Below are 25,335 nucleotides of genomic sequence, written 5' to 3' on the forward strand. Positions count from 1 at the left end.
ATGAACAAATTCATTAGAAATATTATTGCTTTTTCGCTTAAGAATAAAGCATTTACCTTTTTTTGGGTAGGATTATTGGCAGTTGCCGGGTTTATTTCTTTCAAAAATATGCCTATTGATGCGTTTCCTGATGTAACAAATACTCAGATTATCATTATTACACAATGGAACGGAAAGAGTGCCGAAGAAGTCGAACGTTTTGTGACGTCGCCAATCGAAATCTCTATGAACTCTGTCCAGAAAAAGACCAGCGTTCGCAGTATTACCATGTTTGGATTATCAGTAATCAAAATTATTTTTGATGATGGCGTCGATGATACTTTTGCACGTTTACAGGTAAACAACTTATTAAAGAATGTTTCACTTCCGGATGATGTCGAGCCAGACGTTCAGCCACCTTATGGTCCTACTGGTGAAATTTTTAGATATATCGTAAAAAGCGACAGCAGAGATAGTAGAGAATTATTAACGTATCAAAATTGGGTAATAGACAAACAACTTCGTTCAGTTCCGGGAGTTGCTGACTTAAATGTTTTTGGCGGACAAACTAAAACTTATGAAGTTGGAGTTGATCCAATAAAATTAGCCAAGTATAATATTACACCGCTTCAGGTCTACAATGCTGTAAACGGAGGAAATTTGAATGTTGGCGGTGATATTATCGAAAAAAATGGCCAGGCTTTTGTAGTCCGTGGCGTTGGACTCTTAAAATCTATTCAGGACATTGAAAATATTATTGTTGATGATGCAAACGGAAATCCAATTTTGGTTAAAAATCTGGCTTCAGTTTACGAAAGTTCCATGCCCAGAGTTGGTCAAACCGGTTTAGGAAATAATGATGATGCTGTCGAAGGGATTGTTGTAATGCGTAAAGGAGAAAATCCTCAGGAAACTTTAGCTTTAATCAAAGCAAAAATAAAGGATCTTAATGAAAATGTACTTCCAAAAGATATTAAAATTGAAACTTTTTACGATCGTGATAATTTGATGAATTTCACGACCGAAACAGTAATGCATAATTTATTTGAAGGAATTATTCTGGTTACTTGTGTCGTATTTCTTTTCATGGCTGACTGGAGGACTACTTTTACCGTTTCTATAGTTATTCCGTTATCCCTATTATTCGCATTCTTATGTTTGAAAATGATGGGAATGAGCGCTAACTTATTAAGTTTAGGAGCAGTCGATTTTGGAATCATCATTGACGGTGCTGTCGTAATGGTCGAAGGATTGTTTGTGGTTTTAGATCACAGGGCGCATCAATTAGGAATGACAGCTTATAATAAAATTGCAAAAGGAAGTTTGATTAAGAAAACAGGAGCTGAAATGGGTAAAGCAATCTTCTTTTCTAAACTAATCATTATTACGGCATTGTTACCTATATTTTCTTTCCAGAAAGTCGAGGGTAAAATGTTCTCTCCCCTAGCCTACACTTTAGGTTTTGCCTTAATGGGAGCCTTACTTTTTACTTTGACACTGGTTCCGGTTTTGTCGCATATCCTTTTGAATAAAAATGTAAAAGAAAAAAACAATCCTTTTGTAAATTTCTGGGATCGAATTGTAGGTAAAAGTTTTGCGTGGACTTTTAAGCATAAAGTACAAACACTTATTGGTTCAATATCACTTTTGGTAGCTGTTTTCTTTTCTGCTACATTTTTAGGAACAGAGTTTTTGCCACAATTAAATGAAGGCGCTTTATGGGTAACGGCAGAATTGCCTATGAGCAGTTCATTACCTGAAAGTGTAAAAACGGCGGCTATGATTCGAAAAGACCTGGAAAGTTTTCCCGAAGTTAAAAATGTTTTATCTCAAACCGGAAGAAGTAATGACGGAACAGATCCTAACGGTTTTGGTTTTATACAACTTCAGGTAGATTTAAAACCAAAATCTGAATGGAAAAGAAAAATCACTATGGATGATTTGATCAACCAAATGGATCAAAAACTAAAAGTTCATCAAGGTATAACCTATAACTATTCGCAGCCCGTAATTGATAACGTAGCAGAATCTGTTGCTGGTTTTAAAGCATCAAACGCTGTAAAAATTTACGGAGATGATCTGGACAAATTAGATGAATTATCTAATGAAGTTTTAGCCCAAATAAAAAATATCCCTGGAATAAAAGATGCCGGAATTCTTAGAAATGTTGGACAGCCGGAAATAAGTGTTGTACTTGACCGCGATAAAATGGCCGCTTACGGAGTCACATTAAGTGATGCGCAAGCAGTTTTAGAACTGGCGTTTGGAGGAAAAACGGCAACTCAAAAATACGAAGATGATAAAAAATTCGATGTCAGAGTTCGTTTTTCACAAGAATACCGTAAAGACGAAAATGATATAGCAGAACTTAAAGTCCCAACAATAAGCGGTATCAAAATCCCATTGAAAGAAATTAGTGATTTAAAAACAATTACTGGTCCCGCTTTTATTTACAGAGATAATACCAAACGTTTTATTGGTGTAAAATTTTCTGTTCGTGACCGTGATTTAGGAAGTACAATTGCAGAAGCACAAGCAAAAGTTGCTAAAATGAAACTTCCAACAGGATATACTGTAGGATGGACAGGTGAATTTGAGAATCAGGTTCGTGCCAGTGCACGTTTAGCTCAGGTTGTTCCTATAAGTCTAATTGGGATATTTGTGCTGCTGTTTATCTTATTTGGAAATATCAAGGATTCTCTGCTTGTTTTAGCCAATGTGCCTTTTGCCATTATTGGGGGAATTATTGCTTTGCATCTTACCAGAATGAACTTTGGAATCTCTGCAGGTGTTGGTTTTATTGCATTATTGGGAATTTGTATACAAAACGGAGTTATCCTGATATCTGAATTTCATCATAATCTAAAAGCAAAATTCACACTCGAAGAATCCATATTTAGAGGAGTAAAAGCCAGAACAAGAGCTGTAGTCATGACGGCACTTATGGCATCAATAGGTTTAATGCCTGCAGCAATCTCAACCGGAATTGGTTCAGAATCACAAAAACCTTTGGCCATTGTAATTATCGGAGGATTAATTACTGCAACAGTTTTAACACTTTTGGTTTTCCCAATTATCTTCTGGGTCTTTAATCGTAAAAAACATGTTCCTATCGAATAAAGGAATTAAAAATAAATTGATTGGTTAAATTAATTTGGTTTGGTTTAAAAAAGAAAAAGCACCACTAATAATGGTGCTTTTTTGATTTCGATATCTTTTAGTTTAATATCTTGCAGGTGATTTAGTATCTATACAAACAAGATTTATGAAATACATTTACTTTTTGATAACCCTTTTTACAATTTCTTTAATAGCATCAATTATAAATCCAAAAGAGGGATTTACCTGCTTTCTTGAAGTAATTCCGGCAGTAATAGGTTTTATCATTTTAGCATTTACCTTCAAAAAATTCAGATTTACCAATTTTACTTACACCCTCATTTTAATTCACTGTATTATTCTGTTTATTGGCGGTCATTATACCTATGCCGAAGTGCCACTTTTTGACTATATCAAAGAGGCATTTCATCAAAGCAGAAACAACTATGATAAAGTAGGACATTTTGCCCAGGGTTTAGTTCCGGCTATGATTATAAGAGAATTATTTATTCGTAAACAAGTAATCAGCAATCAAAGTTTTTTCAACTTTATTATTGTGAGTATTTGTTTGGCTATTAGTGCCGCTTACGAATTTATAGAATGGTTTGTATCAATTGCAACCGGTGATGGCGGCGACGCTTTTTTAGGAACTCAGGGATATGTTTGGGATACACAATCTGATATGCTTTTTGCAACCATTGGTGCAATTTCGGGCTTAATTCTATTTTCTAAAATTCAGGATAAGTGTATTCAAAAAATAGATTTTAATAAGACGATAAAATAGTATTGTTTTAAATTTTCAATAACTATATTTTTTGGAAACTATATAAAATGAAAACGACCTTCTGCTCAAGGAAGGTCGTTTTATATACTAACTCAAAAACTCGATTTAAACTATTATTTTAAATCTTTTAAAATGGCAATAGCTTCCGTTGCATTTGATAATTGTGCATATTTTAAAGCTGTAAAACCTTTTTCATTTCTAACAGACGGATTTGCTCCATTTGATAATAATATTCTCAAAATATCAACTTTATTATAACGTGCTGCTATCATTAAAGGTGTTAAATCTTCAGAGATTTCATTTACGTCTGCTCCGTATTCTATAAGTTTTTTTACAAACTCAAGATCTCCTTTACTAACTGCTACAGTTAGTGGAGTTGCAAAACTGCTTACGTTTTCGATTTGTGGCTGTACAAATGATTTTTGATTTGATGCCATAGCAACATTTGCGAATGCTACTAAAGCTACTCCTAAATAAATTACTGATTTTTTCATGGTGATTGATTTGATTGATTAATGATGATTTTTAAATTCTATGTAAATGTAATTCAATTTTTACTATTATGTATAACAAAGTACTATGTTTTAACTTATTCTTAACCTTTAAATAATAAAGATCCCTTTAACTTAAAATTTATGTTATCTCATTTAAGCTTCCATACAATAGACGCTATAAAATCAAAAATGTTACAGTAAAATGAAAATTTATAAAAAAAACTTTGAAATTTTTAAGATGTCATAAATTCAAACTTTAGTTTTTTTTAACTTTACTATCATCAACACTCTCTTAATTAGTGTTATTAAGTAACTATGAAAACAAAAAACAATTAATAAACCTAAAACCAAAAAAACCATGGGAATCATTAAAAAAATTCTGATTATCTTAATTCTAATTTTCGCCATCGTATTAATTGGGGCTTATTTTATGCCTAAAAACTATTTGGTAGAAAGAGAAATTACGATCAATAAACCTGTCGACAGTGTTTTTAATTATGTGAAGTATCTAAAAAATCAAAACGATTTTAGCGTTTGGGCGAATCTTGATCCCAAAATGAAATCTATTTATAAAGGTACTGACGGAACTGTTGGATCTATAGCTGCCTGGGAAAGTGACGTTAAAGAAGTAGGCGTTGGTGAACAGGAAATTACAAAAATTACAGAAAACAAACGTATTGATTTTGCACTGCGTTTCAAGAAACCAATGGAAGATACTGCTGTAGGTTTCATGTCTACAGAAGCTGTTGCGGGAAATCAGACAAAAGTAAAATGGGGAATTAACGGTGTTATTCCATATCCAATGAATATTATGCTGCCCATGATGAAAATGGATCAGATGATTGGAAATGATTTACAAAAAGGACTGGAGAATCTTAAGAATAAAATGGAAAATTAGTTTCCCTTTTGTTTAGTCACAGTGACAGTCACAGTCGCAGTCTCAGTGACCGTTTTTAGTAATCAGTTTTAAAAATAAAATGCCTTGCTGTACAGCAAGGCATTTTTATATAATAAATCCGTGTTATAAACCCGAAAATTAATCTCTGTTATTAAGATATTCTAATACATTATCATTAATACGCTGATCGATATTATCGATGTCAGCTTTTACGAATTTTTCACCTAATATATTCTCATATAATTCAATGTATCTTTCAGAAACAGATTCGATATATTCATCTGTCATATCCGGAATTTGTTGTCCGTCCTGACCCTGAAAACCATTTTCGATCAACCAGCGACGTACAAATTCTTTAGACAATTGTTTTTGCTCCTCTCCTTTATCCTGTCTATCCTGATATCCATCAGCGTAGAAATAACGAGAAGAATCCGGCGTATGAATTTCATCAATTAAAACAATAACACCTTCTTTAGTTTTACCGAATTCGTATTTTGTATCTACTAAAATCAAACCGCGTTCTGCAGCAATTTCAGTTCCTCTTTGAAATAAATCACGAGTAAATTTCTCTAATACAATATAATCTTCTTCAGTAACAATTCCTTTAGATAAAATATCTTCACGAGAAATATCTTCGTCATGAGAACCGTTATCTGCTTTTGTAGTTGGTGTAATAATTGGTTCAGGAAATTTGTCATTTTCTTTTAATCCTTCTGCCATTGTAACACCACAAATTTGTCTTTTTCCTGCAGCATATTCACGCGCAGCATGTCCTGAAACATAACCACGAATAACCATTTCTACTTTAAAAGGCTCGCATAAATGTCCTACAGCAACATTAGGATCCGGAGTTGCAATCAACCAGTTTGGTACAATATCTTCCGTTAGTTCCATGAACCTTGTGGCAATCTGGTTTAAGATTTGTCCTTTGTACGGAATACCTTTTGGTAAAACCACATCAAAAGCCGAAAGTCTGTCTGTTGCTACCATTACCAAAAGTTCGTCGTTTATGTTGTAAACTTCCCTAACTTTTCCGCGGTAAACCGATTTCTGATCTGGAAAATTAAAATTTGTAGTTGTGATTGTATTGCTCATTATTGTTCGTTGTGTTGTTTTTTATGAATGCAAATTTAAAACTAATTAAAAGAGCAAGCAAGTTTTTTAGTGGCAGTATTCAGTCACAGTCTCAGTAAAAGTTTTCTACTTTTCAGTCACAGTCTTTGTGTGAGCTTTGTCAAGTTAAAACCTTTAGAAAGCTTTATCAGTACTTTCAAAATACTCTGTCAACTGTTTAACTGAGACTGAAAACTGAGACTGAGACTGTGACTGTGACTGAATACTGAGACAGTAAACTTATTTTTTCAACAAAGTCGAATTAAACAAATTCAAAATTCTACTGTATTCATCAATCCATGAATAGGTTTCTTTAAATCCGTGTGATTCAACCGGGAAAGAAGCAAGAGTCCAATTTTTCTTTTGTAATTCTATAAAACGCTGCGATAAGCGAACAATGTCTTTATATTCTACATTATCATCTACCATTCCGTGTAACATTACAAGGTTTCCTTTTAGATTATCTGCATAATAAATAGGAGAACTTTTTTTGTATGCTTCAGGATCTGTTTCAGGGAAATTTAAAATATTTCCTGTATATCCGTGATTGTAATGTGCCCAATCTGTAACAGAGCGCAATGCCGCACCAGATGCAAACTCACCAGGAGCTGTTAACATTCCCATTAAAGTAATAAATCCACCGTATGAACCACCATAGATCCCTACTCTATTCGCGTCAATTCCGTATTTTTCTACTAAATATTTTTTCCCGTCTAAGTGATCAGATAAATCTTTTCCTCCCATAAAACGGTATATTCCAGTTCTAAAATCACGTCCGTAACCATCACTTCCTCTATAATCAATATCCAAAACAGTGTAACCTAAATCAGTCAACATATTATGAAACATATATTCTCTGTAATAATTACTCCAATAGTTGTGTGCATTTTGTAAATAACCGGCACCGTGAACAAAAATTACGGCAGCTTTATTTGCATTTTCTGCTTTTGGCGTATATAATCTTGCGTTTACAGGAGTTCCGTCTTGTGCTTTGAATGTAATTACTTCCGGTTCTCTCCATTTATAACTTTTAAAACTCTCAGAAACTGAAGAAGAGATTTGTTGTAAAGTAGCATTCTTTTTATTATCGGCAATATAAAAATCCCATGGAATATTTTTATATGAATAACGTACTAAAAGTGATTTTTCATCTGGCGAAACGACAACTTCATGCGCTCCGTCTTTTGTTAAAATTGGTTCTAAAACGCCACCTGTTGAAGCAAGTTTATAAAAATTTCTATTTCCCGGATGTGTTGTATTTGTCGTTAAGTAGAATGCTTTTTTATCTTTGGATAAAGTGACATCACGAACTTCCCAATTCCCGCTTGTTAATTGTTTTTTGTTACCTGATTTTAAATTATAGGTATATAAATGAGAATATCCCGTAGCTTCAGATTGAAAATAGATTGTTTCATTGTCTGCCAGAAAACCAAGCGTTCCTGAATCAAAAGAATACGACGGAATTCCCGGACCTGCAATCCACGCATCATCATGCTGATGTTCGATTTCTTTAAAAGTTCCGTTTTCAAGGTTTAAACTTACTAACCATCTTTCTTTATTATCCTGACTTCTGATTTCTACAATTCCCAAAGATCCATCTTCATTATACACAGGAGCCTGAGCTACGATCAACTTATCTTCTTTGGCTTTGCTTTTTAAATTATCATAATCTTCGTAGTATTTTGGTGCATCCTGAATGTGACTTAAAGTCGAAAAATTCACGAAGTAAACCGTATCTTTTGCAACAGAATAAATTCCGAATTTGGTCTTAACGAAATTAGCTGTAGAGACTTTAGTTTTTGTTTCAGGAGTCTGATTATAACCATCATCCGTTATAAAAACTTCCATTTTTTCTTTTTTAACCTCTGATTCTTCTACTAAACTAAAAGTGGCAAAATTTCCGTTTGGATTTGCTTTTAGATTGTAGAAATTATCTTTTCCATAAAAATATTCTTTAGCAAAATCAGATTTAACAGCTTTGCTTTTAGCAAGGTTCCACTGTTTTTTAGCTTCCTTATCTTTAATAAACTGAAACAATTCTTTTTGCTGCGTCTTCAAAAAAGAATCTTTTTCAGGAGTTTTTTCTTTTTTTACTCCTTTATTAAAGTTTGTTATTTGTAGAACTGTTCCTTCTTTAGCATTGTATTTAAAGATATTATCATTTTGCTCAAAGAATACTATTCCGGCATCTTTCCCTAATTCAAGATTGGAAATTGGAGTGCTTTGCTGCATGATTTTTTTAACCGATTTGGTAGTTATGCTATAAGAATACAAAGCACCTTTATCTGTGTAATAAACAATATCTGAATTTGCTTTTCTTTTAAAATCAAGTTTAGAAAAAGCTGCTTCTTTAGGTTCAACTAAAACAGGTTTTACTGCTCCTTTTTGCCATGCATATGTATTTGCGCCTAAATCATCTGTAGGATTCCATTCAAAATAAACCTTTTTACCATCCAGAGACCAGCGTCCGTTTGTAGGTTGATTGCCAATAAAAGATTCGCCTTTCATTATTTCTTCTAATTTCAATGTTTGGCTTTTGCCCGATATTGAAAAAATTAAAAAGGCAAGGATAAAAATGTTTTTTGTCATGGTATTAGTTTTTTGAGAAAACAAAAATACACTTTGAAAATTATTAAAAAAATGTTTTTATCAATTGCTTGCGAAATTCTTTGCATTATATGCATTCAACAAAAAAAATCCTTGAAGAAATATCTCCAAGGATCCTATTTTTATTAAAAGTCTAAAATTCTAATTCTAAACCATTAAAATTTATAGTTGCATCGTATCGTTTTTAATTAACTTGAAGCTAACTCTTTATTTAAAATTTTCGAGGCAATATATCTTGCTACGCCATCTTCGGCATTTGTTTTAATTACTTCTAAGTTTGGTAAAGTTTCTTTTAATAAAGCGGGTGCATTACCCATTATCAAACCTTTTCCTGATGCAGATAACATTTGAACATCGTTGAAACCATCTCCAAAAGAAACCGCTTCATCAAGAGTAAAACCTTCTCGTTCTAATACTTGCTCAATCGAAACTGCTTTATCAATAGATTTATCCATAAACTCTAAACAAGTTGGCAAGCTAAAAGCATGATGCAAATGTTCTGAAGAATTGGCCAATACATCATCTTTTAATTTTACTAATTTTTCATGATTATCACAAGAGAAGAAAATTTTAATCGCACCAAAATCTTCCAGCGTTTTATAATCAACCAATTCCGGATGGTATTTTAAATCGGCTTGAAAAGCATTCAGTTTTTCACTCCATTTATTGGTTTGCCAAACATTTTCCTTGAATAAAACTACGGTGATTTCAGGATCAATCTCAACATTTAATGCTGCTTTTACAACATCACTATTTAAGTTAAAAGCAAACAGTTCTTCCTTTTCAGGCGAATGAATTCTGGCTCCGTTTGAACTTACCAGATAAACCGGAACATTAAGTGTTTCGATAATTGCCATTGCATCAAGATGATGACGTCCTGTAGCAACAACAATAAGATAATTTTGACTGTGAAGTTCCTGAAAAACTGATTTTGTATAATCTGATATTCTGTGTTGAGGATTTAGCAAAGTTCCGTCAAGGTCACTTACTACAACTTTTATATTTTTAAGTTTTGTCATATTAAAGATCAAGTATTTATGATGAGCAAATTTAAGGTTTTACCGTTAGAAGAGCAAAGATAAACATGCTTTAAAGCCTATATTATAGTAAGTTTATTATTTATTTAACTATTTCGTCAAATACTGAATTTTAAATAATTTAAACTTTGATAATTCCTGTTTTATACAAATTCAAAGCTTTTTGAAGAATGGCTTCTATTTTTTTCAGATCAAAATCTTCCTTACTATCCAGCATCATAATTTTCATTCGGGAACGATTTTCCTGAATCAAAAAAGGTTCATCAAAATATTTTCCTTCAACAATACCAATATAAGGTTGTTTCGTTTTTTTATGAATCCATAAATAGCAGAACATTTTTTGTTTGTAGCAAAAAAAGGGCATTCCGTATTTTAGAACATTTGTAATGTCTGGGTCATGTTTTAGAATAATTTCTTTCAATGCAAGAAATATCCCTTTTATAGGTTCTTCTTGTTTTAGGTAGAAATCATCAAGTTGTTTCATTTTTTAATCTTTGGAGTTCCGGCAAAAACAATTTTTAATGTATCAGGACATTTTGAACTTGCTTTAAGTTTATAAATTAATGAATCATTTTTTATGTAAAATTTTTCTTTTAAAAATATTGCAAAAGAACCATTATTACTTGGATCACAATTTGGAATTGTTAGCACATCTTTTCTATTATTTTCTCCAAAAGAAATACATTCAATAAACGGAAACATTTTATAGCATGTGTCACTAGTTGTACTATTTAATTCTATCGAATCACCAATTATTTTCCAATTCCCTTTAGAGACAACTCTCCAATCACAACCTGCACTTTTATAATAAAAAGTACTATCTTTCTTAATTACAATACTTGATTCTCCTGGAATAATATATTCTGTATCATACCAAGTTCCAACAAATTTACTAACAGGAATTTCTGATTTTCTACATGAAATCAAACAGATAATTAATAAGAAAGCCAATATTCTAATTTTCATCTAATTGCTATTGAAATTTTACAAAAAAAATATTCGTTTTACACACTCCTTATAAAGATATGTATAAAACGAATATTATTAAACATCAAAACACACTTCACGATTTACATTTGACATTTCAAAAAAAAATCATTTCACGAAATTAATCGTGATTTTCTATTTGTTTATAAGCATCAATTACCTTTTTGACTAATCTGTGACGTACGATATCTTTATCATCCAGATAAATAATACCAATTCCGTCAACATCTTTCAAAACCAAAATAGCTTCTTTAAGACCGGAAATAGTTCTGCGTGGTAAATCGACCTGTCCGGGATCGCCTGTAATCATGAATTTGGCATTTTTTCCCATACGGGTCAAAAACATTTTCATTTGCGAGTGTGTTGTATTCTGGGCTTCATCCAGGATTACAAAAGCATTATCAAGCGTACGACCACGCATAAATGCCAATGGTGCAATTTGTATAATTCCTTTTAAAATGTAATCTTCGAGCTTTTCGTTTGGCAGCATATCTCGCAAAGCATCATAAAGAGGCTGCATATACGGATCCAGTTTTTCTTTCATATCGCCGGGTAAAAAACCAAGATTTTCTCCTGCTTCTACCGCCGGACGCGTCAGTATGATCCTTTTTACTTCTTTGTCTTTAAGAGCTTTAACAGCCATTGCCACACCTGTATACGTTTTTCCTGTTCCAGCCGGGCCAACAGCAAATACCATATCATTTTTCTTAATAGTATCTACCAGTAATTGCTGGTTAGGCGTCATGGCTTTAATTAATTTACCGCCAACTCCATGAACTAATATTTTGTCATGATCGTATGATTTTTTTTCATCCTGACCATCACTCATAATTACGCGTTCAATTACATTATCGTCAATGTTGTTGTATCGGGTAAAATGAAGCATAAGCCTCTGAAATCTTTTTTCGAATTCATCTAAAACTTCTTTTTCGCCAAATGCTTTCAAAGTGGTACCTCTCGCTACGATTTTAAGCTTTGGGTAATACTTTTTAATTATTTCAAGATGAGTGTCTTGAGCGCCCCAAAAGTCTTTTGGAGCGATGTCTATGAGCTCGATAATTCTTTCGTTCAAATGAGTTAATTTTAAATTAAAAATAAATCAGTTTTATAATCTGTGGTTGTCGGGTGTTTTTTTAGTTTAAAGTTTTCAGTGCCAGTTTTCAGCCACTGCGACTGAGACTAAATACTGAGACTATAAATATAATTTGTATTTTCTTTCTTTCATTTTGCAATTACTATTATTAGCTTTGCATTTCTCAAATTTAATGAAAATTAGATTTAAATACTACCAATAGTTATAAACAAAATTATGTCAATAATTACCCTCACTACCGATTACGGCTTAAAAGACCACTTTGTTGGTTCTCTAAAGGGTAAAATATTATCTGAGTATCCGGAAGCTGCAATTATTGACATTTCGCATGACATTGATCCATTTAACACTGCCGAAGCAAGTTACATTCTGGGAGCGTCTTATTTAAGTTTCCCAAAAGGAACCGTACACTTAATTGGTGTAGATATTGAACGCAATAAAGAAAATCAGCATATTGCCATGCAATGGAATGATCATTACTTTATATGTGCTGATAATGGTATTTTAAGTATGCTTACCCAAAAAATTGTTCCGCAAAAAATTGTTGCGATTAATATTCATGATCGTTTTCCGAGCGAATCAAGTGATTTAGATATTTTTATTCAGGTTGCCTGTCACATTTCCAAAGGCGGTTTATTGAATGTTATTGGAAAAGAAATCACTGAAATAAAGCAAATCACAGAGCTGCAGCCTGTAGTGTCGAACGACGGAAATTCTATAAAAGGATATGTAATTTACATTGATCATTTTGGAAACGTTGTAACTAATATTTCCAAAAGACAGTTTCTGGAAATAGCTAAAGGACGTCCGTACGAGATTGTAATGAAACCTAAAAGCATTAAGACAATTTTGCCTAATTATTCTGCAATTGCGACTTCTGATAAATATCCAATCAAAACCTATGAAGGTGAAAAATTAGCCATTTTTAATGAAGCAGGATTTCTTGAAATTGCTATTTTCAGAAGTAATCCTTCAAAAGTAGGTTCTGCAAATAGTTTATTAGGATTGAATTACCGAGACGTGATTACGATTAAGTTTAATTAATATTTTAGATTTTAGATTCTTTCGATAACGAAAAAATGGCGCGCAGATTTAACTGATTTAAGCAGATTTACACAGATTTTTACTCTTATTTTTATTCTCATTTTTGTCATTCTGAGGAACGAAGAATCTCCGCAAGTAACTCTACTATAAAATCGCCAATCTTTATGGAATTTCTCGTGTGATCTCTCCTCTGTCTAGATGACAATATTGAGCTAAAACTATACTTTCATAATATTTTAAATTTTCCTAAAAAGAACAATGAATTTTGGTATTTTTGCGCACCTGAAATACTTTTAGATTCAACAAATCTAAAATCTACAATCAATAATCTAAAATTGAATACATGTTTGTCCGAATAGTAAAAATGAGTTTTCACGAAGAAAAAATTCCTGATTTCCTGGAGAATTTTGAATCCGTGAAAGACAAAATACGAAATGCAGAAGGAAATCGTTTTTTAGAATTGTATCAGGATAAAAATGACAAATGCATATTTTTTACTTACAGTTATTGGGAAACCGAAGAAGATTTAGAAAATTACAGACAATCTGAACTTTTTAACACCGTTTGGAGTTTTACAAAACAATTGTTTAATGCAAAACCGGAAGCCTGGAGTGTGGACAAAGTTGTTAGTTTAGTTTAAAGTTTCAGGTTTCAAGTTACTTGAACAACCTAAAATTTTACCGCAAAGAACGCAAAGATTATATTTAAAAGGTTTTAGAAAATACAAAGTTCGCAAAGCTGTAGCAACTTGAAACCTGAAACAAAAAAACCTGAAACAAAATAAAGTTACATGAAATCAATCATTTTACGAGAAATAAAATCCTTTTTTGGCTCTCCTATTGGCTATTTGGTCATTGCTGTTTTCTTAATTAGCAACGGACTATTTTTATGGGTATTCGAAGGAGATTATAACATATTAAATACCGGTTATGCTGATTTGACTCCGTTTTTTACATTGGCGCCATGGATTTTGATTTTCCTTATTCCGGCGGTTACCATGAGAAGTTTCTCTGATGAAAAAAAACAAGGAACACTTGAATTGCTTTTAACCAAACCATTATCTGTTTGGGAAATTGTAAACGGAAAATTTTTAGGTTCTCTCCTATTAATCGTTTTGGCAATTATACCAACATTTATATATGTAAAAGTAATTTCGAACTTAGGTTCACCTGAGGGAAACATCGATATGGGAAGCACAATAGGTTCTTATTTTGGATTATTATTCCTCATTGCCGCTTATTCTGCAATCGGAATTTTCACTTCTACCCTATCCGAAAATCAAATTGTGGCTTTTATTATTGCCGTTTTTTTATGTTTTATCTTTTATTTTGGTTTTGAAGGTTTGGCCTCATTGATACCAGGATCGTCTACTATTATTTCTTTGTTTGGAATGCAGGATCATTTTAAAAGTATGAGTCGGGGTGTGATCGATACCCGCGATGTCATTTATTTTTTAAGCATCACAGTATTATTTTTGTCTCTTACTGTTTATCAATTAAAATCTTTTAAAGCATAATGAAAGCATCTACTCAACAAAATATCAAAACGTTAGGTATTACCGTTTTTGTTTTAATCGTTTTAAATGTATTAGGAAGTTTATTTTTCCACCGCTTTGATTTAACCAAAGACAAACGATATACTTTATCTCAAACTTCTTTACAAATCGTAAAACAGGTTAAAAACCCGTTATCGATCAAGATTTACATGCAAGGCGATTTGCCTGCAGATTTCAAACGTTTACAACAAGAAACAAGACAATTACTAGAAGAATTTCAGGCTTATAATAGTAATATTGTTTTTGAATTTGTAAATCCTTTAGAAAACGGAGAAGAAGATCTGGATGTTGTAAAATCTTTATATCAAAAAGGGCTTACACCAATAAATATCACTGTTGACGATAAAGGAAAACAATCTCAGGCAATGGTTTTTCCTTGGGCTGTTGCGGTTTACAACAACAAAGAAGTAAATATTCCTTTATTAAAAAATATAATGGGAGCTTCTACTACGCAAAAAGTGATTGGATCAATTCAGCATTTAGAATATTCGATTGCTGATGCCATTAATAAAATTAGCAAAGACCGACAAAAGAAAGTTGCAATTATAAAAGGAAATGGTGAACTAAGCGAAATTCACATTGCCAAATTATTAAGACAAATTCGCGAAAGCTATTATATTGGTCCATTTACATTAGATTCTGTAGCTAAAAATCCAACGGGAACTTTAGACGCTTTAAATAAATATGATCTTGCGATTATCTCTAAACCAACAGAAACTTTCTCTGATGAGGAAAAGCAGGTTTTAGACCAATTTATCATGAACGGCGGAAAAACCTTATGGCTAATCGATCAGGTTGCGGCAGATATGGATAGTTTATACAATCAGGCCGGCGCAACTTTAGCTTATCCAAGAGATTTGAATTTAAATGACATGTTTTTTAAATACGGATTCAGAATCAATCCGGATCTGGTAAAAGACGAACAAGGAAGCCCAATAAAACTAGCGACAGGAGAACAAGGAAGCGCTACACAATATCAGGATTTTATATGGAAATATGCTCCGCAGGTGTATCCGGCAAGCCAACATCCGATTGTAAAAAATCTGGGCGGAATACGATTTGATTTCGCGAGTCCGATTGATACTTTAAAAAACGGAATTAAAAAAACAGTTTTATTGCAATCGTCTCCATATTCTAAAACTATTGGAACACCAGTAGAAATCAATTTGAATATTGTAACCGAGAAAACAACTCCTCAGGATTATCTCAACAAAGGAAATATTCCGTTATCTGTTTTATTAGAAGGTACGTTTCACTCTGCTTTTGAAAATCGTGTTTTGCCTTTTAAGGAAAATTCGTTTTTAGCAAAAGGAAAACCAAACAAAATGATTGTAATTGCTGATGGTGATTTGGCGAGAAACCAATTAGATAAAAACATGATGCCGGTTGAATTAGGTTACGATCAACGTACCGGAAATTTGTACGACAACAAGGATTTTATGATGAATTGTATTAATTATTTGTTGGATGATACCGGACTTATTAACATTAGAAGTAAAGATGTCAATTTGCCTTTATTGGATAAAGAGAAAGTTTACGAGAATTATAGTCTGACGCAATTCATAACTATCGGACTTCCAATTCTAATTTTATTAGTTTTTGGATTCGTATTTACTTACATCAGAAAAAGAAAATACAGCAAATAGATGTTAATAAAAAAATTGCGAAACTAAGATTGTTTACGATATATTTGTAAAACCTATCTTAGTTGAAGAAATATTAAGAAAAAGTGCAAAAAAATAAAACAAAAGAGATGAAATTTATAGTATCGAGTTCGTACTTATTAAAACAATTACAAGTTTTAGGTAGTGTAATCAACAGTAACAATACGTTGCCTATTTTAGATAACTTTTTATTTGAACTAGACAATGATGCATTGACAGTTTCGGCTTCGGATCTTGAAACTACAATGTCTGCTACATTATCAATTGATTCTACAAGTAAAGGAAGCGTGGCCGTGCCTGCTAAACTTTTGCTTGAAATTTTGAAAACGTTTCCGGAACAGCCTTTAACTTTTACTGTTGAAGAAAATAACACAGTTGAGATTAGTTCAAATTCTGGTAAATATGCTTTAGCTTATGCCGCAGGAGAAGAATTTCCTAAGTCAGTAAGTCTTGAAGATCCTTCTGTAACACTTGTTCCTGCTGATGTTTTGGCAACTGCTGTAAGTAAAACTATTTTTGCTGCAGGAAACGATGATTTACGTCCGGTAATGTCAGGAGTTTTCTTCCAGTTTTCTCCAGAAGGTTTAACTTTTGTTGCAACTGATGCTCACAAGTTGGTAAAATATGCCCGTACAGATGTGAAAGCATCTCAGGTAGCTGATTTTATTATGCCAAAGAAACCTTTGAATATTTTAAAAAGTATTTTAGGAAGTTCTGATGCCGAAGTAAAAATTGAATACAATGATTCAAATGCGACTTTCTCATTTGATAATTATATCTTAATGTGTCGTTTAATCGACGGGAAATATCCTAATTACGAAGCTGTAATTCCAAAAGAGAATCCAAATAAATTAATGATCGATCGTTCTTTATTTTTAAGCTCTGTTCGTCGTGTGGCAATTTTCTCAAACAAAACAACACACCAAATTCGTTTAAAAATCGCTGGAGCTGAACTTAATGTTTCTGCAGAAGATATCGATTACTCAAACAAAGCAGAAGAAAGATTGACTTGTGATTATCAAGGAGATGATCTTCAAATTGGTTTCAACTCTCGTTTCTTAACAGAGATGTTGACCAACTTACAATCAGACATGATTATGTTAGAAATGTCATTACCTAACAGAGCCGGAATCCTAACACCAGTCGATGGTTTAGAAGAAGGTGAAACTGTTACAATGTTGGTAATGCCTGTGATGTTAAATAGTTAACATCAAAACTTCTTTTTGTTACAGGGATCTTTTTTAGTTTCAAATTAAAGACATATCATTGTAAAAAAAAACATCGCTATTAACCAACCATTTTTTATACCTGGAAACCGCAATTCTGATAAAGAGTTGCGGTTTTTTATTTTTAGTCACTTTTTACCGTAAACCCGACAGGTTTTAAAAACCTGTCGGGTTTGTCATTCAGAAAACTTGAAACCTGAAACTTGAAACCTGAAACAATTTTTTCTTTAACTTTGTAATATGAAAATAGAAATTTGGTCGGACATCATGTGTCCGTTTTGTTATATCGGAAAAAGACAACTGGAAACAGCTTTAGCTGAATTTCCAAATAGTGAATTTGAAATAGAGTGGAAAAGTTTTCAACTTGATCCAACTATTACGCCGCAATCTGGCAAAGATGTTTATACGTTTTTAGCCGAACGAAAAGGCATTTCAGTTGAGCAATCAATAGAAATGCATAAAGGTGTCACAGAACGCGCAAAAAGCGTTGGTTTGGATTATCATTTTGAAAAAGCCATTATCTCAAATTCTTTAACTTCACATCGTATTATACAATTGGCTAAAGCCAAAAAATTAGGCGATGAAATGGAAGAAATTTTCTTTAAAGCTTATTTTACAGAAGGAAGAGATTTGAATGATCCTGAAACTTTAATCGAATTAGCAGTAAAAGCAGGTTTAGATTCTAATGACGTAAAGGAAGTGATTGAGAATGAAAACCTTTATCTAAACAATGTTCATTCTGATATTCATGAAGCAAATGAAATTGGCGTGCAGGGAGTTCCGTTTTTTGTTTTTGACAGGAAATATGCCGTTTCAGGAGCTCAGCCTGTTGAGGCTTTTGTACAGACTATTACAGAAGGATTGAAGTAAGATTTTTTAGAAGCAAGATGCTAGAAACAAGAGTCAAGATTATAGAGTAAAGAATAAAGAGTATAGATGTTTTACTTTGTGACTACGTTGTGCTCTTCGACTTCGCTCAGAGTGACAAGCGATATTTGTCATGTTGAGCGCAGTCGAAGCAGTCAAAGTGAATCAACCCTAACTTTAGATTCAATCTTAAAGACAATCAAGATAAAAATCTAAAATCTTGCTTCTATACTCTTTATTATATACTCTTTATTCTATATTCTATATTCTTTATTCTATACTCTTTCCTCTTTAAATCACCCCCATTTTCTGCATTAAAAAAGTAGCGCTTTTATTTTTGCAGATTCCGTTACGGAGTTTGTAGTCAAAATGAAGTTCGTTGTTCTGAATCTCTACTTCAAAACATTGATTGGTTAAAGTATTTGGATATTCGTTTGTTGTTAAACATACTTCGATATCGTGTGTGGCTATGGCGCCAATTGCATTTTTGGCAATAATCTTTTTCACTACTTCAATTGTTCCGTTTCGTTTGTCGTCAGAGTTTGTTCCTCTTAAAATTTCGTCTAATAAAACAAACGCCGGCTGATCTTCCAATGCATCCATAATTTGTTTTAAACGCTTGATTTCGGCAAAGAAATAAGATTCGCTATCTGCTAAAGAGTCCGATAATCTCATTGAAACTAAAACTGGAAGTGGATGAATGTTAGCTTTTGAAGCACAAACAACTGAACCTACTCCGCCTAATACCATATTGATTCCTAAACTTCTTAAAAAAGTACTTTTTCCGGACATATTAGAACCCGTAAGAATCATAAACGATTCCGGATAAAAATGAGTGTCATTCCCTACTCTAGTTTCAGGATTCAGCAACGGATGACTCAAATCCGAGAATCCTATTTTATACTCAGAATTGATTTCAGGAAAAACAAAATCCGGATTATTGTAAGCTAAGTTTGCATAACTATTTAAAGCTTCAAATTCTCCAATAATTTCAATCCATTTTTCAAGTTCCGTCGAATAATTTTCTTTCCATTTTAATAAAGCTCTTAAAACGTGAAGATTAAATAAAAATGTTCCGTTAAAAACTATTGCGGTAACAAAATTATTAATGGTGTCCATTCTCGAAAACAACTCAGACAGATCTTTTAAATGTTTACTTGCGGTTGCATTCTTAAAAATAAGTTGTTGCTGTAAAGCGATCAGTTTTTTGGATTGAAAAGGCTCTTTTTCAATTTTCTCCACTAATAAACTGTATTGTTTGATAATTTTATCAACGTTATCAGCCTTTGCAATTTCAGATTGAATTCGTTTAAACGATTGCCCCAAAACCACTAAATTCCCAATAAAAACATAGGTTAGATACGATAATAATATTGTTTTTGAAGTGATAAAATACGCTGCTAAAATCCCGAAAAACAAAGTTGGAAGAATAATCGATAGTGCAATTAAAGCTTTAGGTAATGTATTATTTTTAAATGGATTCCAATATACTAACGAATTATAAGAATTCTTAGAATCATTACTAATCATGGCAAGTGCAAGGAAATCCTGACGCCAGTCTATTTTAGTTTTAAGTTCATTGATGGCTTCCTGATTTTCGAGAATCGTTTTATTAGGCAACAAATTCAATAATTGATTGGCTAATGTTTTTTTACCGATAAAAGTGGCGGTTCTGTTTAGATTTTGAAATAAAGAATGTTCTCCAAAAATATCTAAATCGTAAGCATACGGATGATGAAAATTATTGAATTCAATTCCGTTTTCAAAAGGAATTTTTTCTCTATTTAAATAGGTAATTTCATTTTGATTGAGTTTCAAAATTGCTGTAGTAAGCTGTTTCTGAAAAGACAATCCTGAATGGATTCGCATTAAAACAATAAAACCAACAAAAGACAGGAAAGCAAAAACTGCGTAAAGTATCTCATTGGTTTTTATATAATAAAACAGTAAAAACAAACAAAGAAAAACACTTAAAAGGCGCAGGATACTTATGCTATTGTATCTTTTATTGATTTTATTAAAAATTGTAGTGTATTGTTGAACTTTAGTTTGATATGCTTCCATTTTTTTAATTTAATGAAATACAAATATAGGTTTTACACTTACAAATTTACTATCTAAACATAATTTTAGGTTTCATGCATTACTAATACTGGTACAGAAACTTCTTTGGCTATTTTTTTTGTAAAACTAGACTCAAAAAGACTTTCAAAAAAGGATCTTTTATGGGTTATGGTGGTAAGAATATCAATGTCTTTATACAATATAAAGTCCAGAATGGTTTCTTTAACTTCATCACTTGGCAATACCAGAAATTCGACATTTTCGTTTGCAAATTCTTTCTCCCATTCTTTAATCGTTACATCAGCAACATCTGAACCTGAGGTTTTAACATATAAGCTTTTAACTTTTGCGTTTGTTTTTTTAGCAATATTCAAAACTTTTCTAAGTTCGACTTTATCTTTTTCACGATAACGGGTGGTAAAACCAATTGTTTTTATTTTCTTGAATTTCGCATCTGCGGGAATGCATAAAACGGGTACTTTTACTTCTGAAATAACAGAACTTGTATTTGATCCTAAAAAGAATTTGGTCCAGTCTGAAATTCCCGATGTTCCCATGATAACAAAATCTATATGATCATCTTCTACGGCATTTTTTAAGTTATAAATCAAATCACCATCCATCAAACGGTGTTTTATTACAATATCTTCTAAATTTCGTTCTATGGCGATGGTTCTTAATTTTGGAATTTCATCTTTAAACATCTCAAATTTAGCCAATTCGATAGAGTTATAAATTGTGGCATAATTCTCCGGAAAAAACTGACTATCATAAACCGGTATTTCAAATGTATGCAACAAAATAAGCTCTGCATTAACAATTTTAGCAAATTCTAAAGCATGTACAAATGCATTTGTAGCAGAGTCGGAAAAATCGGTGGGAAATAATATTTTTTTCATTTTGATTCGGATTTTAGAAGTTGTTCTCTCAAATTTAGTCATTCTAAAAACAAAATGCTCTGACAATTATCAGTATTTTAACATTTTATAAATATGGAAAAGGCATATCTTCCATGCGAGTTCAAGAGACAACTTTAGGGCTTTTTTTATACCTTTGCACCATGATAAATCAAGATTCTATAGTTGCATTGGCGACTCCTTCAGGAGCTGGAGCTATTGCTATAATCCGAATTTCAGGTGCTGATGCTATTGCCATCGGAAATTCTGTTTTTAAATCAATCAAAAACAAAGACTTAACCAGGCAGAAAACCCATACATTACATCTTGGTCATATTATTGATGGTTCGAAAACACTTGACGAAGTATTAATTTCTGTTTTTAAAGGTCCAAACTCCTATACAGGCGAAAATACAGTTGAAATTTCTTGTCATGGATCAACTTATATTCAGCAGCAAATTATTCAGTTATTATTGCGAAAAGGATGCCGTATGGCTGATGCAGGAGAATTTACTTTAAGAGCTTTTCTTAACGGAAAATTAGATTTATCCCAAGCTGAGGCTGTTGCTGATTTGATTTCATCAGATAACGAGGCTTCTCATCAAATTGCAATGCAGCAAATGCGCGGTGGTTTTAGTAATGAAATTGCCAAATTACGTGAAGAATTACTGAATTTTGCCTCTCTAATTGAATTAGAATTGGATTTTGCGGAAGAAGATGTCGAATTTGCTGACAGAACTCAGTTTCATGAATTATTAAACAGAATTGAATTTGTACTGAAACGTTTAATCGATTCATTTGCTGTGGGAAATGTAATCAAAAACGGAATTCCGGTTGCTATTGTTGGGGAACCAAACGTAGGGAAATCGACATTGCTGAACGCTTTATTAAACGAAGAACGCGCCATTGTATCTGACATTGCGGGAACAACCCGTGATACTATTGAAGATGAATTGGTGATTGGCGGAATTGGTTTTAGATTTATTGATACTGCAGGAATTCGTGAAACTAAAGATGTTGTAGAAAGCATTGGAATTAAAAAAACGTTTGAAAAAATAGAACAGGCACAGCTTGTTATCTATCTTATGGATAGTTTAAAGTTTCAGGTTTCAAGTGCTTCGTTTATAGTTGAAATTGAAAAAATAAAAAATAAATATCCCTTAAAAGAAATTTTAATTGTTTGCAATAAAATCGATCAATTAAGCACTGATGAACTTCGACAAGTACATCAAGAACTTGAAACTTTAAACCTGAAACAAATTTTTTTAAGTGCCAAAGAAAACATTGGTGTTGAAGAATTAAAGAATCAATTGCTTTCTTTTGTAAACACTGGTGCACTTCGCAATAATGAAACAATTGTTACTAATACAAGACATTACGATTCTTTACTAAAAGCTTTAGATGAAATACAAAAAGTAAAATTTGGTCTCGAAACGAATCTTTCAAGTGACTTGATTGCACTTGATATTCGTGAAGCTTTATACCAATTTGGGTTGATTACAGGTCAGGTTTCAAATGATGAATTGCTGGGGAATATTTTTGCTAATTTCTGCATCGGCAAATAGAGAGACAAAATAAAACAAAATAAAAACAAACAAACGAGTTAAAGCATTGATAAATAATGCTTTAACTCGTTTTTTTTTCTTTACGCTTTCTTTTGGATGTTAGGTGATGTTTTGATTAAATTTGTACCTCATTTGTACCTCAAAATTTTAAGGTACAATTAATATTTTTTTTGGGCCAAATGATGGCACATAGAGACACACATAGTTACAGTGGGACACTTAAAGTCACATTTCTATGAGTTCAAACATTAAGATTACCAGAATCTGCGAATTCTGTAAAAATGAGTTTACAGCACGCACAACAAAAACGCTTTACTGCTCGCTAAAATTTAGCTCCAGAGCCTATAAATCAAGGACTTGGCAGTCCAAAATTGCTCAAAGCAACAATCAGACAGAAACTGTCAGAAACTCGAATTTTGAAGCAATTAATAGTAAGAGATTTCATCGTCGTTAATATGGCAAGTAATTTGCTCGGCATCAGTAGAAGTACTATCTACCGGATTATCCAGCGTGGCGAACTTGATATTGCAAAATTTGGAACCAGGACCGTTATATGAAGATGCGATTTAGACAGCTTTTTCTCTATTCCCTTAGAGGAGTTTATGATTCGTGCTGTTCAGGTAAAGAGTTTTTCATTTAAAAACCAGTATGCTCAATATACTGCTATGCCATTTATTCAATCGATTTTCCGCAATTACCATTAAAATCTGAAAAATTGACTTTCAACATTTTTTTCAATTATACAATCTACCTGATTATCTGGTAGCTATTTTATAAATGCAAATCATAATTCTGTAAAAAAAATCGTAACTATCCTCTTTATATTTGATAAAGGACAATCGATAGAGAAGGGTAAAATGCTAACAAACGCGGAAATACCGGCGGTCTTGTCACGGCCACTCCTTTGAAAAAAGATAGTAAAATGTAATCTAAAAAATAAAATCATGAATTCAGATACACGCGAAAATTACGGTCAGGATGACAAGAATTTTCAAAACGCAGACAAAGGGAATCAGGGGCAGCAGAAATCTTCCTCTCCTGCAGGCCACCCCATTACAGATAACTCCGAGCCCGATTACGGAGATGATCTGAGCACCGATGAGATTAGCAACCCATATGATTCAGAGAACCTTGACAATGAATCGGACAGTGAATCCAAAGATATCACCGAGAAGGACATTGAAAAGGACCTTATAAATAATGATCCCTCTGAAGGTTTTGAAACTGACATTGATACTCCAGGGAGCGATGAGGATGAAAGCGACACCTTTAAAACCATTGAAACGGACCAGGACAACCCCGTGAGCAGGGAATTCGAAATTGGGCAGCTTGGTAGTGAGGACCTTCGAGAAGATGAACGCGCCCGTGATGAAACAAATGGCGGTGCGCCCGGCATTTATAAACCTTCCCAGCGAAAATTTTAAAGCATTCAGATTTAAATATTGCTTCCAATGGCTGACGGCAGGAAATTTTAACCTTCTTAAAATAAGCTTTAAGTATCTTGTTTAATTTTAATAATTGGGCAACAAGGCTAAATGATTTTCATGCATATTTTTCAAATTAACCATTAAAATAAAATTGGATAGTAATTTCAACCTGGGCAAACCTGAAGTTAATTTTGACAAATCGATCACAAATTGATAGTATGTATTTAAAAACTTCAGGTCTTCAGGTATCATTTTTTTATATTTTATTTATCGGTTTTGCCACCTTTCCAACGACGAAGCTTGGTTTGGTTTTCATATGGCATTTTATCAGGATATGTCAAAAACTCAACTGATGTGCCCCAAGGAGTCAATCCATAAACAAAATAATTATGGTCGCCCTTTTCTTCAGGAAAAAGCATAGGATTCGGTTTTGATAATATCTTTCCACCAGCTTCAACAAATCTTTCAATCGATACTGAGATACTATCACTATAAATGGCGAAATGTTGCAATCCTATATCACTTGATTTGATTGCATTTCGCTGCCCTTCTGCATGGACTTCGAACAATTCAATATTAGGTCCATTGCCTATTTTTATCATTCTCACAGCAAATATTTTTGTTCCAGATGCAACGTTTAAAGTACTTTCTACGCCACTTAAATCTATAGGAGCCTCGTTTTTGCTATGTGATTCGTAAATTACTTTCGCACCAAAAGCTCTGCTCAAAAACACTGTTGCAGAATCAATGTCAGGGACATTAATACCTATATGATCTATTCCTGCCTCTGCCGACACTGCAGATTTTTCTTTTCTCGTTTCGCTCATCTCTAAAGGTTTTTTTTTATTATCAAACTTGTTATCATTGCAAGAACTTAAGACGGCAATGGCAAGAAAAGTTATTGTACAAATTAATTTCATAAAATATTTTATCAGA

Annotated in this window: 22 protein-coding genes; 12 read left to right on the forward strand and 10 right to left on the reverse strand. The window is 32.7% G+C overall.

What is annotated here, in order from left to right; translation table 11 throughout:
- Both BXU01_RS22630 and BXU01_RS22635 read left to right on the forward strand, forming a co-directional pair.
- The gene (locus tag BXU01_RS22630) at window positions 1–3,099 is read left to right on the forward strand and encodes an efflux RND transporter permease subunit (protein ID WP_083695929.1); all 3,099 of its coding nucleotides are present in this window, start codon (window positions 1–3) and stop codon (window positions 3,097–3,099) included.
- Window positions 3,100–3,244: 145 nt separating this feature from the next.
- On the forward strand, window positions 3,245–3,862 hold the full coding sequence (locus tag BXU01_RS22635) for a DUF2238 domain-containing protein (RefSeq protein WP_083695931.1): 618 nt from the start codon (window positions 3,245–3,247) through the stop codon (window positions 3,860–3,862).
- Between the two features lie 113 nt (window positions 3,863–3,975).
- Here BXU01_RS22635 and BXU01_RS22640 read toward each other — a convergent pair whose 3' ends face one another.
- Entirely contained in the window at window positions 3,976–4,356 is a 381-nt protein-coding gene (locus BXU01_RS22640; RefSeq protein ID WP_083695933.1) for an ankyrin repeat domain-containing protein, read from the reverse strand.
- Window positions 4,357–4,714: 358 nt separating this feature from the next.
- Between BXU01_RS22640 and BXU01_RS22645 the strand changes: the two genes are divergently transcribed.
- Window positions 4,715–5,254 carry an SRPBCC family protein gene (locus BXU01_RS22645; protein ID WP_083695936.1) on the forward strand — a complete coding sequence of 180 codons (540 nt, stop codon included), beginning with the start codon at window positions 4,715–4,717 and terminating at the stop codon, window positions 5,252–5,254.
- 138 nt (window positions 5,255–5,392) lie between these two features.
- Here BXU01_RS22645 and BXU01_RS22650 read toward each other — a convergent pair whose 3' ends face one another.
- The 6 genes from BXU01_RS22650 to BXU01_RS22675 form a co-directional block, all read right to left on the reverse strand.
- Window positions 5,393–6,349, reverse strand: a complete 957-nt coding sequence (locus tag BXU01_RS22650; RefSeq protein ID WP_083695938.1) for a phosphoribosylaminoimidazolesuccinocarboxamide synthase — start codon at window positions 6,347–6,349, stop codon at window positions 5,393–5,395.
- Between the two features lie 258 nt (window positions 6,350–6,607).
- Window positions 6,608–8,956: a prolyl oligopeptidase family serine peptidase gene (locus BXU01_RS22655; RefSeq protein ID WP_083695941.1), complete on the reverse strand. Its 2,349-nt coding sequence runs from the start codon at window positions 8,954–8,956 to the stop codon at window positions 6,608–6,610.
- A 206-nt stretch (window positions 8,957–9,162) separates the two neighbouring features.
- On the reverse strand, window positions 9,163–9,993 hold the full coding sequence (locus BXU01_RS22660; RefSeq protein WP_083695943.1) for a Cof-type HAD-IIB family hydrolase: 831 nt from the start codon (window positions 9,991–9,993) through the stop codon (window positions 9,163–9,165).
- A gap of 139 nt (window positions 9,994–10,132) precedes the next feature.
- Window positions 10,133–10,495 carry a DUF1801 domain-containing protein gene (locus BXU01_RS22665; protein ID WP_083695945.1) on the reverse strand — a complete coding sequence of 121 codons (363 nt, stop codon included), beginning with the start codon at window positions 10,493–10,495 and terminating at the stop codon, window positions 10,133–10,135.
- Window positions 10,492–10,977, reverse strand: coding sequence for a hypothetical protein (locus BXU01_RS22670; RefSeq protein ID WP_083695948.1), 486 nt, complete (start codon window positions 10,975–10,977; stop codon window positions 10,492–10,494). Before BXU01_RS22670 ends, BXU01_RS22665 begins: the two co-directional genes overlap by 4 nt.
- 142 nt (window positions 10,978–11,119) lie before the next feature.
- Window positions 11,120–12,070 (reverse strand): PhoH family protein, encoded by a 951-nt coding sequence (locus BXU01_RS22675; protein WP_055093453.1) that lies wholly within the window; start codon window positions 12,068–12,070, stop codon window positions 11,120–11,122.
- Between the two features lie 237 nt (window positions 12,071–12,307).
- Between BXU01_RS22675 and BXU01_RS22680 the strand changes: the two genes are divergently transcribed.
- The 6 genes from BXU01_RS22680 to BXU01_RS22705 all read left to right on the forward strand — a co-directional run bounded on the left by BXU01_RS22680 (window position 12,308) and on the right by BXU01_RS22705 (window position 18,450).
- Window positions 12,308–13,135 (forward strand): S-adenosyl-l-methionine hydroxide adenosyltransferase family protein, encoded by an 828-nt coding sequence (locus BXU01_RS22680; RefSeq protein WP_055093455.1) that lies wholly within the window; start codon window positions 12,308–12,310, stop codon window positions 13,133–13,135.
- A 343-nt stretch (window positions 13,136–13,478) separates the two neighbouring features.
- The gene (locus BXU01_RS22685) at window positions 13,479–13,775 is read left to right on the forward strand and encodes a putative quinol monooxygenase (protein ID WP_083695950.1); all 297 of its coding nucleotides are present in this window, start codon (window positions 13,479–13,481) and stop codon (window positions 13,773–13,775) included.
- A 150-nt stretch (window positions 13,776–13,925) separates the two neighbouring features.
- A complete protein-coding gene (gene gldF / locus BXU01_RS22690) occupies window positions 13,926–14,651 on the forward strand; it encodes a gliding motility-associated ABC transporter permease subunit GldF (RefSeq protein WP_083695953.1) in 726 nt (241 codons plus the stop codon).
- Entirely contained in the window at window positions 14,651–16,336 is a 1,686-nt protein-coding gene (gene gldG / locus BXU01_RS22695; RefSeq protein ID WP_083695955.1) for a gliding motility-associated ABC transporter substrate-binding protein GldG, read from the forward strand. Before gldF ends, gldG begins: the two co-directional genes overlap by 1 nt.
- 107 nt (window positions 16,337–16,443) lie before the next feature.
- Window positions 16,444–17,562 (forward strand): DNA polymerase III subunit beta, encoded by a 1,119-nt coding sequence (dnaN, locus tag BXU01_RS22700; protein WP_083696000.1) that lies wholly within the window; start codon window positions 16,444–16,446, stop codon window positions 17,560–17,562.
- A 258-nt stretch (window positions 17,563–17,820) separates the two neighbouring features.
- Window positions 17,821–18,450 (forward strand): DsbA family protein, encoded by a 630-nt coding sequence (locus tag BXU01_RS22705; RefSeq protein WP_083695957.1) that lies wholly within the window; start codon window positions 17,821–17,823, stop codon window positions 18,448–18,450.
- A gap of 288 nt (window positions 18,451–18,738) precedes the next feature.
- Here BXU01_RS22705 and BXU01_RS22710 read toward each other — a convergent pair whose 3' ends face one another.
- Window positions 18,739–20,511, reverse strand: coding sequence for a DNA mismatch repair protein (locus BXU01_RS22710; protein WP_083695960.1), 1,773 nt, complete (start codon window positions 20,509–20,511; stop codon window positions 18,739–18,741).
- A 65-nt stretch (window positions 20,512–20,576) separates the two neighbouring features.
- Window positions 20,577–21,410: a universal stress protein gene (locus BXU01_RS22715; RefSeq protein WP_083696003.1), complete on the reverse strand. Its 834-nt coding sequence runs from the start codon at window positions 21,408–21,410 to the stop codon at window positions 20,577–20,579.
- Between the two features lie 161 nt (window positions 21,411–21,571).
- Here BXU01_RS22715 and mnmE point away from each other — a divergent pair, with 161 nt between their 5' ends.
- The 3 genes from mnmE to BXU01_RS22730 all read left to right on the forward strand — a co-directional run bounded on the left by mnmE (window position 21,572) and on the right by BXU01_RS22730 (window position 24,396).
- Complete coding sequence (gene mnmE / locus BXU01_RS22720) at window positions 21,572–22,972, forward strand: tRNA uridine-5-carboxymethylaminomethyl(34) synthesis GTPase MnmE (RefSeq protein WP_083695962.1); 1,401 nt, start codon at window positions 21,572–21,574, stop codon at window positions 22,970–22,972.
- Window positions 22,973–23,388: 416 nt separating this feature from the next.
- A complete protein-coding gene (locus tag BXU01_RS23915; RefSeq protein WP_369819611.1) occupies window positions 23,389–23,529 on the forward strand; it encodes a helix-turn-helix domain-containing protein in 141 nt (46 codons plus the stop codon).
- Window positions 23,530–23,916: 387 nt separating this feature from the next.
- Window positions 23,917–24,396, forward strand: a complete 480-nt coding sequence (locus BXU01_RS22730) for a hypothetical protein (protein WP_083695965.1) — start codon at window positions 23,917–23,919, stop codon at window positions 24,394–24,396.
- Between the two features lie 266 nt (window positions 24,397–24,662).
- Here the strand turns inward: BXU01_RS22730 and BXU01_RS22735 are convergent, their stop codons facing one another.
- Complete coding sequence (locus tag BXU01_RS22735; RefSeq protein ID WP_206196637.1) at window positions 24,663–25,319, reverse strand: VOC family protein; 657 nt, start codon at window positions 25,317–25,319, stop codon at window positions 24,663–24,665.
- Between the last annotated feature and the right edge of the window lie 16 nt (window positions 25,320–25,335).

It is taken from the genome of [Flexibacter] sp. ATCC 35103 (assembly GCF_001975985.1).
Taxonomy (GTDB): Bacteria; Bacteroidota; Bacteroidia; order Flavobacteriales; family Flavobacteriaceae; genus Flavobacterium.

Excerpts from the sequence above, each read along its gene's own strand:
- BXU01_RS22645 (WP_083695936.1), top strand. The coding sequence starts at position 4,715 with ATGGGAATCATTAAAAAAATTCTGATTATCTTAATTCTAATTTTCGCC.
- BXU01_RS22630 (WP_083695929.1), top strand. The coding sequence starts at position 1 with ATGAACAAATTCATTAGAAATATTATTGCTTTTTCGCTTAAGAATAAA.
- mnmE (WP_083695962.1), top strand. The coding sequence starts at position 21,572 with ATGATAAATCAAGATTCTATAGTTGCATTGGCGACTCCTTCAGGAGCT.
- BXU01_RS22685 (WP_083695950.1), top strand. The coding sequence starts at position 13,479 with ATGTTTGTCCGAATAGTAAAAATGAGTTTTCACGAAGAAAAAATTCCT.
- BXU01_RS22670 (WP_083695948.1), bottom strand. The coding sequence starts at position 10,977 with ATGAAAATTAGAATATTGGCTTTCTTATTAATTATCTGTTTGATTTCA.
- BXU01_RS22730 (WP_083695965.1), top strand. The coding sequence starts at position 23,917 with ATGAATTCAGATACACGCGAAAATTACGGTCAGGATGACAAGAATTTT.
- dnaN (WP_083696000.1), top strand. The coding sequence starts at position 16,444 with ATGAAATTTATAGTATCGAGTTCGTACTTATTAAAACAATTACAAGTT.
- BXU01_RS22655 (WP_083695941.1), bottom strand. The coding sequence starts at position 8,956 with ATGACAAAAAACATTTTTATCCTTGCCTTTTTAATTTTTTCAATATCG.
- BXU01_RS22715 (WP_083696003.1), bottom strand. The coding sequence starts at position 21,410 with ATGAAAAAAATATTATTTCCCACCGATTTTTCCGACTCTGCTACAAAT.
- BXU01_RS22635 (WP_083695931.1), top strand. The coding sequence starts at position 3,245 with ATGAAATACATTTACTTTTTGATAACCCTTTTTACAATTTCTTTAATA.
- BXU01_RS22640 (WP_083695933.1), bottom strand. The coding sequence starts at position 4,356 with ATGAAAAAATCAGTAATTTATTTAGGAGTAGCTTTAGTAGCATTCGCA.
- gldF (WP_083695953.1), top strand. The coding sequence starts at position 13,926 with ATGAAATCAATCATTTTACGAGAAATAAAATCCTTTTTTGGCTCTCCT.
- BXU01_RS22660 (WP_083695943.1), bottom strand. The coding sequence starts at position 9,993 with ATGACAAAACTTAAAAATATAAAAGTTGTAGTAAGTGACCTTGACGGA.
- BXU01_RS22665 (WP_083695945.1), bottom strand. The coding sequence starts at position 10,495 with ATGAAACAACTTGATGATTTCTACCTAAAACAAGAAGAACCTATAAAA.
- BXU01_RS22680 (WP_055093455.1), top strand. The coding sequence starts at position 12,308 with ATGTCAATAATTACCCTCACTACCGATTACGGCTTAAAAGACCACTTT.
- gldG (WP_083695955.1), top strand. The coding sequence starts at position 14,651 with ATGAAAGCATCTACTCAACAAAATATCAAAACGTTAGGTATTACCGTT.
- BXU01_RS22710 (WP_083695960.1), bottom strand. The coding sequence starts at position 20,511 with ATGGAAGCATATCAAACTAAAGTTCAACAATACACTACAATTTTTAAT.
- BXU01_RS22705 (WP_083695957.1), top strand. The coding sequence starts at position 17,821 with ATGAAAATAGAAATTTGGTCGGACATCATGTGTCCGTTTTGTTATATC.
- BXU01_RS22650 (WP_083695938.1), bottom strand. The coding sequence starts at position 6,349 with ATGAGCAATACAATCACAACTACAAATTTTAATTTTCCAGATCAGAAA.
- BXU01_RS22735 (WP_206196637.1), bottom strand. The coding sequence starts at position 25,319 with ATGAAATTAATTTGTACAATAACTTTTCTTGCCATTGCCGTCTTAAGT.